Below are 15,053 nucleotides of genomic sequence, written 5' to 3' on the forward strand. Positions count from 1 at the left end.
CGGCTTTCGATCGTTCTCGAACCTTGTTACTCTACAGTAGGTTCGGGCTCTCGTCCCCGATATCAGCCATGGGAAAGGGTCCCGTGGTGGGAAAAGGAAACCAGGTGGCCCGTCGCGACAAGCGTCCCCGTGGGGGCGACGCGGCGGAACGGCACCCTCGCGTCGGTGGACGCTGGCGGCTGCGGAACTGGCACCTGCGTACCAAACTCTTCGTGGTGGTCCTGATTCCCGCGCTCGCGGTGGTCGCCCTCGTCGGGCTCCGGGTCGACTCGGATCTGCGGGATGCCCGGCAGCTGGCCGAATTCGCCACCCGTGGCCGGGTCGACAGCACCGTCGCCGAGGCCGTGCACCAGCTTCAGCGCGAACGGGACCTCACCGTCCGGTTCGTCGCGGGCGATCGCAAGGGCGACGTGTCCGAATTGACCGAACAGCGCAAGCGTGCCGACGAAGCCATCGGCACCTTCGACCGCACGCTCGGCGAAAGCAAGAGCAGGCTCGGCGACAAGGCCGCGACCAGTCTCCAGCTGACCAGCGACCGGCTACGCGTGCTGACCGGACTGCGGTTTTCCGCGGAACACTCGGCTTTTCCCGCCGACGCGGTGCTGCGCTCCTACAGCGAACTGATCTCCGGCCTGCTCGACATCAGTGACTCGACCGCCGCCGACGTCTCCGACCCGGACCTGGGGAAGCTCCGCCTCGCGGGCAACGCGCTCGCACGGGTCAAGGATCAGATGTCGGTCAAACGCGCGATCCTGGCGGCCGCGCTCGCCCAGGGCGGCCTCAACCGGGACCGGACCCGCGCGCTGCTCGGCGCGGAGGCCGAACTCGCCGCCGCCCGCAACGACTACCGCACCTTCGCGACTCCCGAACAGCAGCGGATGTACGACGACACGGTCATCGGCCTGATCGTCGACATCGGCAACGACATGGTGGAGTCGGCGCTCATCCGCGCCGAGAACGACCAGGGGCTCGGCGGCCTGGACGCGAACCAGTGGGACACCTCGGCCACCTACACGGTCAATCTGGTCCACCAGGTGCAGCAGGCGCTGCTCGTGCAGCTGCAAGAACGTACGGACACCCTTGCGGCGCAAGCGAGAACCTCCGCGATCTGGGACGGCGGCATCGTGCTCGGTGTCCTGGTGGTCGCGGGAGTGCTCTCCGTGATCATCGCGCGTTCGCTGCTGCGGCCGCTGCGGATCCTGCGCCGCAGCGCGCTCCAGGTCGCCGAGCACCAGCTTCCGGCGGCGGTCGAAGGCCTGCTCAGCGATCCCGAGCCGCAGCCGGAAAACCTGCGGCGAAGGCTGGCCGTCGCGCCGGTCCCGGTGTTCAGCCGCGAGGAGCTCGGCCAGGTGGCGCGGGCGTTCGACGCGGTGCACGGCGAGGCCGTCCGCCTCGCCGGGGAACAGGCCATGTTGCGGGAGAACATCAACGCGATGTTCGTGAACCTGTCGCAGCGGAGCCAGGATCTCGTCGAGCGCCAGCTTTCCGTGCTGGACCGCATGGAGGCCGACGAACAGGATCCCGACACCCTCGCCGGGCTCTTCGAGCTCGACCACCTCGCGACGCGGATGCGGCGCAACAGCGAGAACCTGCTGGTGCTGTCGGGAACCGACGTCGTCCGTGAGGACGGCGGTTCCGTCGTCGCCGACGAGATCATCGGTGCCGCGCTGTCGGAGGTCGAGCACTACCAGCGCATCGAACTCGGTGCGGCGCCGCGGATCGCGGTGCGCGGCGAGGCGGTCAACGACCTCGTGCACGTGGTGTCCGAGTTGCTGGAGAACGCGACCCGCTATTCGGACCGGAGCACGATGGTCCAGGTCGAGGGGCACGAGACCGAACGCGGCGAATGGCAGATCGAGATCACCGACCACGGCGCCGGGATGCCACAGGCGGAGATCGACCGGACCAACACGCGGCTGGCGAACCCGCCGGACGTCGACGTCGAGGTCTCCCGGCGGATGGGCCTGTTCGTGGTCGCGACGCTGGCCGTCCGGCACCGGATCGACGTCCGCCTGCGATCCGCCGACGGCGGCGGGATCACCGCGGTGGTCGTCGTGCCCGCCGGGCTCATCGTCGAAGCGCCCCAAGCGGCCCCGTTGCCGGAACCCCCGCCCGTCGTCGTCGCGCCCGAGCCGGAGCCCGAACCGCCGCTGGAAGTTCCTCCGCCGGCCGAACCGGACGAGAGCGCCGACGAGTCCCGGTTCGCGCCCGTGCTGGACCCGGGGCCGCTGCGGCGCGCGCCCGTCGTCGAGCGGGAGACCCCGCCGGAGTGGCCTTCGTCGGACGACGACGCCGCCAACCATCTCGAACTGGACTCGCCGACCGAGCGGATGCCGAAGTACCAGAGCGTGCTTTCGCAGTGGTTCGACCACGGCGGCCCGCGTGAAGGACCCTCGCCCGCCGAGCCCGGCCCGCCCTCCTTGCCGTCGTTCGAACCGGTGAAGAGCGCCGTGCCCGAGGAGCCCGCGCAGGATCCGGACGAGCCGACCGAGCCGACGCTGAAGCCACTCGCGCCTCCGGAGCCGAAGGAAAAGGAACCGGAGCCCGCCTGGCCGACGTCCGCCGAGCTGGAACAGGAGGACGGGGCGGAGGAGACCTGGCCGGTGCTGCCCGCCGTCGTCCCCGAGGCCCGGTCGCAGGACGACAGGCCGGAGAAGCCGCTGGGGGAGAGGCCGATACTCTCACTTTCCCCCGAAGCGGTCCGCGAACGGATGACCAGCCTGCAAGGCGGATTCCGGCGCGGTCGCCACGCCAGGGGTGAAGACAACCCCTCGGCTTAGCGAATTGGAAGGTCCATGAGTTCGAAAACCGGCCTGCTGGAAGTGATCGCGCTGACCGCGGCGGACGCGGAGCGCGCACAGGAGGGCGGGGCCGATCGCCTCGAACTGGTCAGTGACATGGCCAGCGACGGTCTTTCGCCGTCGGTCGGGACGTTGCGCGAGGTGCTCACCGCCACCGATCTCCCGGTGCGGGTCATGGTGCGCGACAACATGTCCTTCGCCGCGGGCGATCTCGACGGGCTGCGCGCGGACGCCGTGCGGCTGCTCGACGCGGGCGCGCGCGAGTTCGTCTTCGGTTTCCTGGACCTGGACAGCGAGATCGACGTCGACGCCTGCGAGACCTTGGTCAAGGAGCTCGACGGTCTGCCGTGGACGTTCCACCGGGCCATCGATCGCGCGCGGGACCCGTTGCGCGCCTACGACCAGCTGGCCGCGCTCGGCTGCGACACGGTGCTCGCGGCCGGACATCCGCACGGCGTGGCGCACGGCCTTTCGGTCCTGCAGCGGCTCGCCCGGCGTGAAGACGGGCCCCAGTTGCTGGTCGGCGGTGGCCTGCGGGCGCAGCAGGTGCATCTGCTGCGGGCGGGCGGGGTGCGTGCCTTCCACGTCGGCAGCGCGGTCCGGCCCGGCGGCTGGGAGTCCGATGTGGACGTCGCCGCCGTCCGCGAATGGGCGGCCCTGGTCAAGTGAACACCGGGTCAGGTCCAGACCACACACGGTGACATGAGGTTGCATCTTCAACTATCGCCGTCCGACGAGATACCGTGTGCGCCATGGCTACCCGCACCGTACGTGACGCGACCAGGGAACTGCTGCGCGAACTGGGCCTGACCACGGTTTTCGGCAACCCCGGCACGACCGAGATCGCCTTCCTCACGGAATGGCCGGACGACTTCACCTACGTGCTCGCGCTCCACGAGGCGTCCGTCGTCGCGATGGCCGACGGGTACGCCCGCGCCTCGCGGCGGCCGGCGTTGGTGAACCTGCACTCCGCGGGCGGCGTCGGCCACGCGCTCGGGCACGTCTTCACCGCCTACCGCAACAACGCCCCGCTGATCATCCTCGCCGGTCAGCAGACCAGGTCACTGCTGCCGGACGACCCGTTCCTCGGTGCGGTCGAGGCGACGAACTTCCCCAAGCCGTACGTGAAGTGGAGCTGTGAGCCCGCCAGGGCCGAGGACGTCCCGGCGGCGCTGGCGCGGGCGTATCACATCGCGACGCAGGCGCCCATGGGTCCGGTGTTCGTCTCGGTACCCGTGGACGACTGGGACGTCGAGACCTCGAAGCCGATCGTTTCCCGGCCGGCGATCCGCGGCTTCGCGCCCGATCCGTCCGCTGTGGACGAGCTGGTGTCCGCCTTGGACGCCGCCGAGCGCCCGGCGATCGTGGTCGGCCCCGGCATCGACGGCGAGGGCGCCGTGCCGGACGTCGTCGCACTGGCCGAGAAGGTGGGCGCCGGGGTCTGGGCGCCGCCGATGGGGGCGCGCTGCTCCTTCCCCGAGGACCACCCGCAGTTCTTCGGTTTCCTTCAGCCGGAACGGAAAATGCTCGCGAGCGCGCTGATCGAGCACGACCTCGTGGTCGTCATCGGCGCCCCGGCGTTCACCTATCACGTGTACCGGGGCGAGTCGGAGACCGCGCTGCCGCCGCTGTTCCTGATCAGCGACGACGAGCAGATCCTCGCCAGGGCCGCCGAGGGCACCGGGATCCGGGCCACGCCGAAGCTCGCGATCCGCGCGCTGCTGGACCGTGTGGCGCCTCGGGAAGCGCCGAAAGCGCGCACCCGGCTGGAAAAGCCCGCCGCGACCACACCGATCACGCCGGGCTTCGCCTACGCCACGATCTCGGAAGTCCTGCCGGACGACGCGATCGTCGTCGAAGAGACACCCAGCCACCGCAACGAACTGCACGACCACCTGCCGATCAAGTCCACCGACACCGGCTTCCTCACCGTCGCCAGCGGCACCCTGGGCTACGGCCTCCCGGCCGCCGTCGGCGCCGCGCTGGCCCGCCCGGACCGCAAGGTCGTCGCCATCCTCGGCGACGGGTCGAGCATGTACTGCGTCCAGGCACTGTGGACGGCGGCGCAGCACAACCTGCCGGTGACCTTCGTGATCTTCGACAACTCGGAGTACGCCGCCGTGCGTATCCTCGGCGAGGCTGCCGGTGGCGAGAAGGTGCCGGGCGTCGACCTCGGCGGCATCGATTTCCCCGCGCTGGCGAAGAGTCTGGGCCTGGGGACGTCGGTCGTCGAGAGGGCGGAGGACCTCAAGCCGACGCTGGAAGCCGCGCTGCCGGACGAGCGGCCGCACCTGGTGCACGTCCGCATCGACGCGAACCCGCGCACGCTGTACTGACCGGTACGTCCCGCCTGAGCCTTCACGCGCGTGCCATGAAAGGTCCTTTCCTTGCAAAATTTGCCATGAAAGGGCCTTTCATGGCGTTCGTCAGGAGTTCTCGCCAGGCGACCGTCCCTACACAGCAACAAGTCCGTGAAGGCCTCCTTGAGGGACCCTAGGTCCCTCAAGGAGGCCTTCACGGACTTCACGAGACGTCCGGCGAGGGCCTTCCGTCGCTCAGGGAAGGAAACTTGCGCTGCCGGGCGCCGTGCCCGTCTCGGGAAAGTCGTGAAGGCTTCTGTCTCTACCTTGCGAGTCAGGGGCTCGGCGAAGTCGCCTCTCCACTGGTCAAGGACGTTGCGAAAGTGGCTTTCGCAACGTCGCCGACCTACGGGACCGCACTGGGCCGAGGGAGTGGCGATTCGTGTTCTAGCCCGAATCGCCACTCACGACCACCCGGACCGAACGGTCACCGCCGCTCCTGCCCGCTTGCCAGTACATGATGGCCCCCTTCCTTGCGCCTGGCGCAAGGAAGGGGGCCATCATGTACTTGCTCCGCCGTGAAGGCCGAGTTTCCTCGGCTGAGCCGTGGGAAGGGGGCCTTCACGCGCAGCCGCTGTGGTCGCTGGTGCGTCTGAGCTGAAAGTGACGATCACCCCGGTCCGTGAAGGCCTCCTTCACTACCTTCAGGGTAGGCAAGGAGGCCTTCACGGACCGGGCGCGCGCTCCGCCACAGCCGGAACCCAGCAGCCACCTAAGACACGGTCGGCTCTAGCCCGAAACGCCACTCACGGCCCGCTTACGCGCCCTGCCCCTCAAGTACATGAAGGCCCCCTTCATTGCGCTAGACGCAGTGAAGGGGGCCTTCATGTACAGCGGCCCAGGCGTCAGGAGGTCTTGGCGGAGGCGGAGGCGGAGGAGTCGGCGGCCGCCTCCTGCTGCGCCAGTTCGTACTCGGCCGCGTCCGAAGCGGCGGTGACGGCTTCGGGCGCGCCACCGTGCAGCAGCCGCGCCACCTCACCGCGCAGCGTCACGAACTCGGCCGACTCGCGCGTGGTGATCTGGTCCCGCTCCGAGGGCAGCCCGACCGGCAGGTCCGCGACGATCGTGGCGGGCGACTTCGACAGCACCAGCACCCGGTCCGAAAGGTAGACGCTCTCGTCGATGTCGTGCGTGACGACGAGGATCGTGCTCCCGTTCTCGCGCTGCACGCGCCGGGTCAGGTCCTCGAGCTCGAACCGCGTCTGCGCGTCGACCGACGCGAACGGCTCGTCCATCAGCAGCAGGGCGGGACGGCTGGCCAAGGCCCGCGCGATCGACACACGCTGCTGCATACCGCCCGAGAGCTGCCACGGGAACTTCGAACCGACCCCCGACAGGCCGACCGACTCCAGCGACTCCTGTGCCCGCTTGCGGCGCTCGGAGCGGCTCAAGTCACGCCACCGCAAGGGGAACTCGACGTTCTTCTCCACCGAGAGCCAGGGGAACAGCGAGCGGCTGTAGTCCTGGAACACCACGGCGAGGTCGTCAGGCACGCCGGAGGAGATGGCCTCACCGTGCAGGCTGACCCGGCCGGACGTCGGCTTGATCAGCCCGGCGATGCAGCGCAGCAGCGTCGACTTGCCGCAGCCCGACGGGCCCACGATGCTCGCGAGCTGTCCCGCTTCGACGGTGAACGACAGGTCGTTGACCGCGACGTGCGCCTTTTCTCCCGCGCCGTACCGGTGGTTCAGCCCGGAGACTTCGAGCATGGTTGACATCTTGCTGACCCTTCGAAAGAACTAGATACGGCCGTTGCGGGTGGGCTGCCAGCGAAGCACTCTCTGCTCCACCGCCAGGAAGGCCGCGTTGAACCCGAAGCCGAGCAGCCCGAGCAGGACGAGCCACGACCACATGAGCGGGAAGTCGAACGCCTGCTGCGCGTCCATCAGTGACCGGCCGATGCCGTTGTAGGAGCCGACCAGCTCCGAGATCACCATCAGCAGCAGCGAAATGGAGAGGCTCAGCCGCAGGCCGGCGAAGATCTTCGGCCCGGCGGCGGGCAGCACGATCGAGCGCACCCAGTACGACCGCGGGGTCCTGAACGACTTCGCGGTGTCGATCTTCACCTGGTCCACCGACCGGACGCCGTCCACGGTGTTGAGCAGCACCGGCCAGATCGCGCCGAAGATGATCGACCCGGTCTGCATCCCCGGCCCGAGTCCGAAGAGGACGATGAACACCGGGATCAGCGCGGGCGGCGGCACCGAGCGGAAGAAGGCGAAAAGCGGGCCGACGTAGTCCATCCCGTGTTTCGACCGTCCCAGCGCGACACCCAGCGCGACGCCGAGGGCACCGGCCAGCAGCCAGCCGCCGAGCGTCCGGCCGAGGCTCGGCAGCACGTTGTCGAACACGGTGTCGGTCAGGAACAGCTGCGAGGCCGGGCCGGTGAACCACAGCTTCACCGACGCGGCCACGATTTCGGTCGGCGGTGGGAAGAAGGGGCTTTCCCCGAGCCGGGACGCCAGCTCCCAGAGCCCGAGCAAGGCGAAGAACAGCAGCCAGTTGCGGACCAGGATGCCGAGGCCCCGGCCCACGCGCCTGCCGACGCGGCTGGTCAGCGTGAGGGTCGTCACGAGACCGCCTCCCGGTCGACCGTGCTCCAGCGGAACGCCCGCCTGCCGATCATTTCGAGTCCGCCGTTGATGAGGAAGCCGAGCGCGCCGACCACCACGGTGCCGGCGAGCACGAGGTCGAACCTGGTCGAGCCGGTGCTGGCCTGCATGATGAAGTTGCCGATGCCGAGTTTGGCGCCCGCCAGGAACTCGGTACTGACCACCGCGATCAGCGCGATGTTGGCGGACAGCCGGACCCCGGTGAACACGAACGGCGCGGTATGCGGCAGCGCCACCGACGTCAGCGTCCGGAACTTGTTCGTGCCGCAGGCTTTCGCGGTGTCCAGCAGCACGGGGTCGATCTCGCCGAGGGCGTAGATCGTGTTGAACATGATGGGCCACAACGACGCGTACACGGCCAGCGTGATCTTCGCTTCGGGACCGCCGCCGATCAGCAGGAGCACCAGCGGGATCAGCGCCACGGCGGGGATCGGCCGCAGGAACTCGACGACCACCGCGGTCGCGGTACGCAGGCCGGGGATGCTGCCCAGCAGCAGCCCGGCGGGCACGGCGATGGCGACGGCGATCAGCAGGGCGATCGCCCACGCCAGGAACGTGGCGATCAGGTCCCGGATGAACTGCGTCTCCCCGAACTGTTCGACGATCGTCACGAGGACGACGGACGGCGGGGGGAGGAACTCTTTACGGACCAGGCCGGCCTGGACGATCACTTCCCACAGGAGGAAGAAACCGGCCAGACCGGCCAGGGCACGGAGAAGTCGTGGCACCTTTACCTTTATCCAGCTTGAGGGGCGAGCATCGGGGCGACGTCGAGCTTGGCGGCGATCACGTTGGTCTGCAGCAGCAGATCCGGCACGCGCTGCAGGCGACGGGCGTCCAGGGTGGCCCCGAACGTCGGCAGCGTGAGCAGTGACGCGGTTTCGGCGTCGACCTTGGCGTACTTGACGATCATCGGCTCGATCTTGGAACGGTCGGCCGAATCGCGCACGGCCTTGGCCAGCGCGCGTTGGAACGCGGCGAGCGTCTTGGGGTTCTTGTCCACGAAGGACCCGAGCGCGCCGAAGCCCGCCAGGGGGAAGTCCGTGGTGGCGCCGGTGGCGATGTCGACGACCGGGGTGGCGCCGACGACCTTGGAGGCCTGGGTCAGGAACGGCTCGGGCAGGTATCCCGCGTCGACCTGGCCCGAAGAGAGCGCGGCGGCGATGTTCGGCAGCTGCATCGGCACCCACTGGACCTTGCTGGTGTCGACGCCGTGGTCCTTCATCACCGACACGGTGAGCAGGTGGGAAGCGGTGTTCTTGTCGGTGATCGCGATCTTCTTGCCCGCGAGGTCGTTGATCGTCTTGACCGACGAGGTCGGCACCGTGACGACCGCGTTGCTCTTCGGGCTGGCCGACACGGAGTCGGCGACGAGCCGGATGTCGGCCGCGCCCTTGGCCTTCGCGACGAAGAACGGCATGTAGGTGGAGAAGGCGATGTCGACCTCGCCACCGATCATCTTGGTCATCGATTGCTGACCGCTGGGGGCGTCGACCGCTTCGACCTCGAGACCTTCGGCCTTGAAGTAGCCGCCTTCCTGCGCGAGCCGCAGCGGCGCGAGGTCGACGACGGGCAGCAGGGCCACCTTGATCTTCGGCTTCTCCAGGGCACCGTCCCCACCGGACGCCTTGGACGTGTCTTCGCCGCCGAGAGCGCCACAGGCGCCCAATGTGGCCAGCATGAGCGCGCTCAGGGCGACGCCGACGGCAGTCCGTCCTCTACGTGCACCACTCCTGCTCATGGTGTTTCGAAACAAAGCCAGCTCCTCGGAAACAATGAATCACCGTTTGGGTTTTTTCATCCGTGTCGTGGCTTCATTTCGCCAGGCACGCGGTCACCTTAGAGATTTGCCCACCTGCTCACAATGGGTGTCGTGAGCGGGTGATCATTTTAGGCCATTCGCCCGATCACTTGATCACCCGCTTGGACAACATCACTTTCAGTGACCGAATTCCGGATTAGTCGGCTATTCGGAGTAACCGCGCGTCATCAACTCGTGGCCTGGGCCGCGATCATCGGGGCGACGTCGATCTTGGTCGGGATGGCGCCCATCTGCAGGAGCAGGTCCGGGACCCGCTGGATGCGGCGGGGGTCCAAGGTGGACTGGAAGGTCAGCAGCGTGGTCAGCGCGGCGGTGTCCTGGTCGATCTTGGCGTACTTGACCAGCAGCGGCTCGATCTTGGAGCGGTCGGCCGCGTCGCGGGTGGCCTTCTGCATGGCGCGCTGGAAGGCGGCCACGGTCTTCGGGTTCTCCGAGACGAACTTGCCGAGCGAGCCGTAGCCCGCGGTGGGGAAGTCCTGGGTGGCGCCGGTGGCGGTGTCCACGACCGGGACGGTGCCCGCCTGCTTGGCGGTCTGCGTGATGAACGGCTCGGTCAGGAAGCCGGCGTCGATGTCGCCGTTCTTGAGCGCGGCCCCGACGTTCGGCAGCTGGATCGGCACCCACGTGACCTTGCTGGCGTCGACGCCGTGGTCCTTCATGACCGACTTGGACAGCGTGTCGGACACGGTGTTCGGCGCGGTGATGCCGATCTTCTTGCCCGCCAGGTCGCTGACGCTCTTCACCGACGACGACGGCAGCGTGACCAGCATCGTGCTCTTCGGGCCCGCCGAGGAGGCGTCCGCGACCAGCTTGATGTCGGCGGTGTTCTTGCTCATCGCGATGAAGAACGGCGTGTAGCTCGCGTAGGCGATGTCGACCTCGCCGCTGATCATCTTGGTCAGGGAGATCTGGCCGGTGCCGGCTTCGATCGCCTCGACGTCGAGGCCTTCGTTCTTGAAGTAGCCGCCGTCCTGGGCGAGGCGCAGGGGCGCGAGGTCGATGGTCGACATCACGGCGACCTTGATCTTCGACTTCTCGAGGTTGCCCGAGCCACCGGAGGAGGACGAATCGTCACCGCCGAGGAGGCCGCAGCCGCTGACCGATACCGATACGACGGCCGCCATCGCGAAGGCGAGGGCTCCGCGCCGGCCCCGGCTGGCGCTCAAGGCCTTCTTCGAGCTTGCAGAGCCAAGCAAGTGATGCTCCTGATCAAGCGAGGGACACGTGATGACGTGGCCAGATGTGGAATTCGGAAGTGACTCTTTGTCGGAGTCACGGGCTCACTGTAGAGAACGGACAACGCGCTCACAATGGGTGGTCATCCCATGATCCCAAGTGGTAACAATCACCCGAACAGGCTGTTTGTCAGAAGTGAACACAACTCGGCGTGTTCGTGCCGGGGACTTGTTGACGATTGAGCGCGGACAGGTCAAGACCCGTCCGGTGTCTTCTTGGAGGTCTTGTCCAAAGGGTTACATCTGGGGCTACCGTTCGCTACCCTCATGCACCGGTAGTGAGGTGTGGACCACTGATGTAGTGAAAGAGAGTGCCTTGGATGGCCGAACGCTCTGGACCTTTCCCGAGGTGCAAGGCACTCTGTGTTGAACAAGAACCCGGTGTTGAACACTTCGGACACGTCCGTGCTTCACTGGTGCGCGCTCGCGCACTGGCGGGTTAGGCCGAACAGACCAATGACGCCAGGCGGGAATTCGGCCAAGTGCACTTGAGAGACTGCGTCAAAGACGACTTCCTCATTCGTCAGAGTGAGCACTCGCGTCATGCGTCCCCCTGCCGGCCGGCAGGAGCGTGCGGGTAGTGGTCTCCGACAACCGACCCAGACAGCAGCAGTACGGCATGTCCAAAATGGGCTTTCCCGGCCCGGATGAAGATGATGGTGGTGCGGCGGTGCCGAACGAAGACACCGCGGGGGTGGGAGGGACCCCTGCGCGGGAAACCGGAGACGGTCCTGGGGGGAAGGCAGGGTCGTTCCTCGGCCTGCGTAACTGGCGTCTGCGATCCAAGCTCGCGGCCGTCCTGATCATCCCGACGCTGACCGCGCTCGCGCTCGGCACGCTGCGCGTGATCGACGACAGCAGCGAGGCGGCCCGGTTCCAGGACACGGCCGATCAGGTCGCGTTCGCCGACAAGATCACCCTCGTGGTGCACGAGCTGCAGAGCGAACGCGCGCTCGCCGTCGCCCGCATCTCCTCCGGTGACCCGTCGCGGCAGACCGGTCTCGACGCGCAGATCGCCAAGGTCGATCGCGCCGTCGACGACCTGCGGGCTTCGGCGAACCAGATCAACCCGGACGACCAGGACACGAGGGACCGCTACTCGCGTGGTCTGCAGCGGCTCGACGCGCTGCGCCCGCTGCGCGGCGCGATGAACACCTCGCTGCTGGGCGACACCCCGGTCCTGATCGCCTACTCCGGCATCCTCGACTCGCTGGTCCAGCTCGGCCGCGAGGTGACCACCGCGGTGGCCAACCGCGACGTGCTCCGGCTCGGCGTCACCGTGCAGGCCATCAGTGAGAGCAAGGAGTTCATCGCCCGCGGTGACGCGGCGCTGCTGATCGCCTCCTTCCGCTCCTCGTTCCCCGGCGACCTGTTCGACCAGGCCCGTTCGGCGGTCGCGAGCGGCGACGCCTCGACGGCGGCCTTCATCGCCAACGCCAGCCCCGAACAGCGGCAGCTCTACTCGGACACCTTCTCGGGCCCCGAGGTCGACGACCGCCGCCGGATCACCACGATGGCGTTCTCCCTGCAGCAGCAGAACCAGACGCCGTCGATCGACAACGTCGCGCTCGGCAACGACAGCCGGGTCGCGCTGGACAAGCTGCGCGCGGTCGAGACGAACCTGCTCGGCCAGCTGCGGGCCCAGGCGGACGGCCTGGCCACCGACGCGATCAACTCGGCCTGGATCGGCGGCGCGATCGTGCTGCTGGCCCTGCTCGCGGCGCTGTTCCTGATGCTCGTCATCGCCCGCCTGATGCTGCGCCCGCTGCGGGTGCTGCGGAAGACGGCGCTCGACGTCGCCTACACACGACTGCCGGAAACCGTGCAAGCCATCTTGGACGACCCGGACCCGGTCAACGCCTCGAAGCGGTCGGTCGAGCCGGTTCCCGTCACTTCGCGTGACGAGATCGGTGAAGTCGCGCGTTCCTTCGACGTCGTCCACGAACAGGCCGTCAAGATGGCCGCCGAACAGGCCCTCCTGCGCGAGAACGTCAACGGCATCTTCGTGAACCTGTCCCGCCGGTCGCAGCGGCTGGTGGAACGCCAGCTGGGCGTCATCGACCGGCTGGAGGCCGACGAGCAGGACCCGGACCACTTGGCCAGCCTGTTCGAGCTCGACCACCTCGCCACGCGGCTGCGCCGCAACGGTGAAAGCCTCCTGGTGCTCTCGGGCGCCGGTCTCGCGAAGTCGGTGCCCAAGCCGGTGCCCGCCGCCGACGTCATCGGCGCCGCGGTCTCGGAGATCGAGCAGTACGCCCGGATCGAGATCGGGATCGTCCCCGAGGTCGCCGTCCAGGGCCTGACGATCCACGACCTCGTGCACGTGCTCGCGGAACTGCTGGACAACGCCACCTACTTCTCCGAGCCGGAGACGAAGGTGACCGTCCGCGCGGTGATCACCCGCAAGAAGGCGCTCGCCATCCAGGTCACCGACCACGGTGTCGGCATGACCGACGAGCGCCTCGCCGAGGTCAACCAGCGTCTGGCCGACCCGCCGGACCTGGACGTCTCGGTGACCCGGCGGATGGGCCTGTACGTGGTCGCGCGCCTGGCGCGCCGCCACGGCATCGAGGTCCGGCTCCGGGAGAACGAGGACATCGAGGGCGGCGTGATCGCGCGGGTCGTCGTGCCCGCCGAGCTGCTCACGCAGATGCGGCCCGGCGTGCGGAACACCCCGCCCCCGCCGAACCGCTCGGAAACGTCGATGCCTTCGATGCCGTCGGTGTCCGAGATGTCGAGTTCGCTGCCGAGCGTCCCCGCCTCCGACCGCGGCCTGGAGATGACCCCGCCGCCGCCGTCGAAGCCCCCGGCGCCGCAGCCGGTCGCGCAGCAAGGCGGACTCGTCCCGCTCGACCAGCCGATCAGCCTCGACGACCTGGTCGCGGGCAAGAACGCGGCGGGGCCGTTCCTCAGCCCCGCGGCCCCCGCCGAGGAGTCCCCGGCGTGGCCGACGGCGGACGACCTCCCGTCGTCGAACGGCGACGGTGCCTCCAGCGGCACGGACACCCAGTTCGCACCGCTCGTGCTGCCGAAGCGGGAGCCGAAGTACGTCCCGGTGACCCCGCCCGAGCCGCCTCGGCGGTCCGAGGAGCCTTCGGACGCCGGCAAGTCGGCGCTCGAGGACGACGTGCCCACGCGGCGGCTGCCGATCTACCAGTCGGTGCTCTCGCGCTGGTTCAGCGAAGGTGACGAGGCCGGGAGCGACACCCCGACCACCTACACCGAGCCGGTCGGGTCCGACGTGCCCGAGCAGGCCCGCAACGGTGGCGACGAAGCAGCGGAACCCGCCGTCGAGGACGGGCCCGAAGAGGCATTGCCCACTCGGACCCCGCAGAGTGTTCCGCCGGAGACGGTGCTCCAGGACAATGGCTGGCGCAGCGCGTCGGACGACGGCTGGCAGGCGGCGCAGGTCCTGTACGAAGATCGGAACGACGAGATCACCCCGGCGGGCCTGCCCAAACGGGTGCCGAACCAGTACCTCGTCCCCGGTTCGATCGGCGGGAACGAGCCGAAGAAGGAAGACTCGTTCGCCGACAAGACTTCCGGAATGCCGGGTACGGGTGCGATCGCCCGCTCGGCGACGGCGGCCCGCAGCCGGATGGCAAGCTTCCAGCAGGGTTACAAGTCGGGACGGCACGCGTTGAAGGACCGCCCGCTCGATGCGCTGGATGACAACGGCGTTCCGGTGACTGGCAGGGGTGCGGATTCCCCTGCCGATGACAGCAGTAAGGAGTGACAGTGACACGGGCGGGTGCGATGCAGCCGGGTGGTCCGGCGCAGCCTGGCGGCCAGGCGCAGGGTAAAGGACACACGAGCAGCTTTGCCTGGCTGATCACGGATTTCGTGCACCGGGTCCCGGGCGCGGCGCATGCCGTGGTGGTGTCGGCGGACGGTTTGCTGCTGGCCTCCTCGAAGGGGCTTCCCAAGGACAGGGCCGATCAGCTGGCCGCGGTCGCGTCGGGGCTCACCAGCCTCGCGCGCGGTGCGGCGAAGGTGTTCGAAGGCGGCACGGTCGCGCAGACGGTGGTCGAGATGGCTAATGGCTTCCTCTTCCTGATGTCGGTGTCCGACGGTTCCTGCCTGGCGGTCCTGGGGTCGCCGGAGAGTGACATCGGCCTGGTCGTCTACGAGATGACCTTGCTGGTGGAACGGGTGGGGCAACAGCTGACACCGGAGATGCGCGCGCAGCTGCAGGGCGCGTCGGTCCGCCGCTGAGCGACCGG

The 15,053-nt window shown here is 68.4% G+C and carries 10 protein-coding genes; 5 read left to right on the top strand and 5 right to left on the bottom strand.

The genetic code is table 11. The annotated features are described in order from the left end of the window. Positions 1-104 precede the first annotated feature (104 nt). The 3 genes from CFP71_RS37605 (at position 105) to mdlC (ending at position 5,137) form a co-directional block, all read left to right on the top strand. Positions 105-2,780: a sensor histidine kinase gene (locus CFP71_RS37605; protein ID WP_208636133.1), complete on the top strand. Its 2,676-nt coding sequence runs from the start codon at positions 105-107 to the stop codon at positions 2,778-2,780. Between the two features lie 15 nt (positions 2,781-2,795). Beyond that, the gene (locus CFP71_RS37610) at positions 2,796-3,470 is read left to right on the top strand and encodes a copper homeostasis protein CutC (protein WP_093938670.1); all 675 of its coding nucleotides are present in this window, start codon (positions 2,796-2,798) and stop codon (positions 3,468-3,470) included. An 83-nt stretch (positions 3,471-3,553) separates the two neighbouring features. Beyond that, positions 3,554-5,137 (top strand): benzoylformate decarboxylase, encoded by a 1,584-nt coding sequence (mdlC, locus tag CFP71_RS37615; protein ID WP_093938671.1) that lies wholly within the window; start codon positions 3,554-3,556, stop codon positions 5,135-5,137. Positions 5,138-6,006: 869 nt separating this feature from the next. On the opposite strand, the gene CFP71_RS37620 is transcribed toward mdlC, so the two are convergent. The 5 genes from CFP71_RS37620 to CFP71_RS37640 form a co-directional block, all read right to left on the bottom strand. Beyond that, positions 6,007-6,879 (bottom strand): ABC transporter ATP-binding protein, encoded by an 873-nt coding sequence (locus CFP71_RS37620; protein WP_093938672.1) that lies wholly within the window; start codon positions 6,877-6,879, stop codon positions 6,007-6,009. Between the two features lie 21 nt (positions 6,880-6,900). Beyond that, complete coding sequence (locus CFP71_RS37625) at positions 6,901-7,734, bottom strand: ABC transporter permease (RefSeq protein WP_093938673.1); 834 nt, start codon at positions 7,732-7,734, stop codon at positions 6,901-6,903. Beyond that, positions 7,731-8,501, bottom strand: coding sequence for an ABC transporter permease (locus tag CFP71_RS37630; protein WP_093938674.1), 771 nt, complete (start codon positions 8,499-8,501; stop codon positions 7,731-7,733). The genes CFP71_RS37625 and CFP71_RS37630 overlap by 4 nt, the downstream gene beginning before the upstream one ends. 8 nt (positions 8,502-8,509) lie before the next feature. After that, on the bottom strand, positions 8,510-9,454 hold the full coding sequence (locus tag CFP71_RS37635) for an ABC transporter substrate-binding protein (protein WP_093938675.1): 945 nt from the start codon (positions 9,452-9,454) through the stop codon (positions 8,510-8,512). 308 nt (positions 9,455-9,762) lie between these two features. Then, on the bottom strand, positions 9,763-10,719 hold the full coding sequence (locus CFP71_RS37640; RefSeq protein WP_093938694.1) for an ABC transporter substrate-binding protein: 957 nt from the start codon (positions 10,717-10,719) through the stop codon (positions 9,763-9,765). Between the two features lie 730 nt (positions 10,720-11,449). Between CFP71_RS37640 and CFP71_RS37645 the strand changes: the two genes are divergently transcribed. Beyond that, positions 11,450-14,566 carry a sensor histidine kinase gene (locus CFP71_RS37645; protein ID WP_093938676.1) on the top strand — a complete coding sequence of 1,039 codons (3,117 nt, stop codon included), beginning with the start codon at positions 11,450-11,452 and terminating at the stop codon, positions 14,564-14,566. Between the two features lie 20 nt (positions 14,567-14,586). Further along, a complete protein-coding gene (locus CFP71_RS37650; protein WP_085939650.1) occupies positions 14,587-15,045 on the top strand; it encodes a roadblock/LC7 domain-containing protein in 459 nt (152 codons plus the stop codon). The last annotated feature ends 8 nt before the right edge of the window (positions 15,046-15,053 follow it).

Origin of the sequence: Amycolatopsis thailandensis, from assembly GCF_002234405.1 — a bacterium.
GTDB classification, from domain to species: Bacteria; Actinomycetota; Actinomycetes; order Mycobacteriales; family Pseudonocardiaceae; genus Amycolatopsis; species Amycolatopsis thailandensis.

Coding starts and splice junctions, on each gene's coding strand:
- CFP71_RS37610 (WP_093938670.1), top strand. CDS start 2,796: ATGAGTTCGAAAACCGGCCTGCTGGAAGTGATCGCGCTGACCGCGGCG.
- mdlC (WP_093938671.1), top strand. CDS start 3,554: ATGGCTACCCGCACCGTACGTGACGCGACCAGGGAACTGCTGCGCGAA.
- CFP71_RS37620 (WP_093938672.1), bottom strand. CDS start 6,879: ATGTCAACCATGCTCGAAGTCTCCGGGCTGAACCACCGGTACGGCGCG.
- CFP71_RS37635 (WP_093938675.1), bottom strand. CDS start 9,454: ATGCTGGCCACATTGGGCGCCTGTGGCGCTCTCGGCGGCGAAGACACG.
- CFP71_RS37640 (WP_093938694.1), bottom strand. CDS start 10,719: ATGGCGGCCGTCGTATCGGTATCGGTCAGCGGCTGCGGCCTCCTCGGC.
- CFP71_RS37645 (WP_093938676.1), top strand. CDS start 11,450: ATGTCCAAAATGGGCTTTCCCGGCCCGGATGAAGATGATGGTGGTGCG.
- CFP71_RS37650 (WP_085939650.1), top strand. CDS start 14,587: ATGCAGCCGGGTGGTCCGGCGCAGCCTGGCGGCCAGGCGCAGGGTAAA.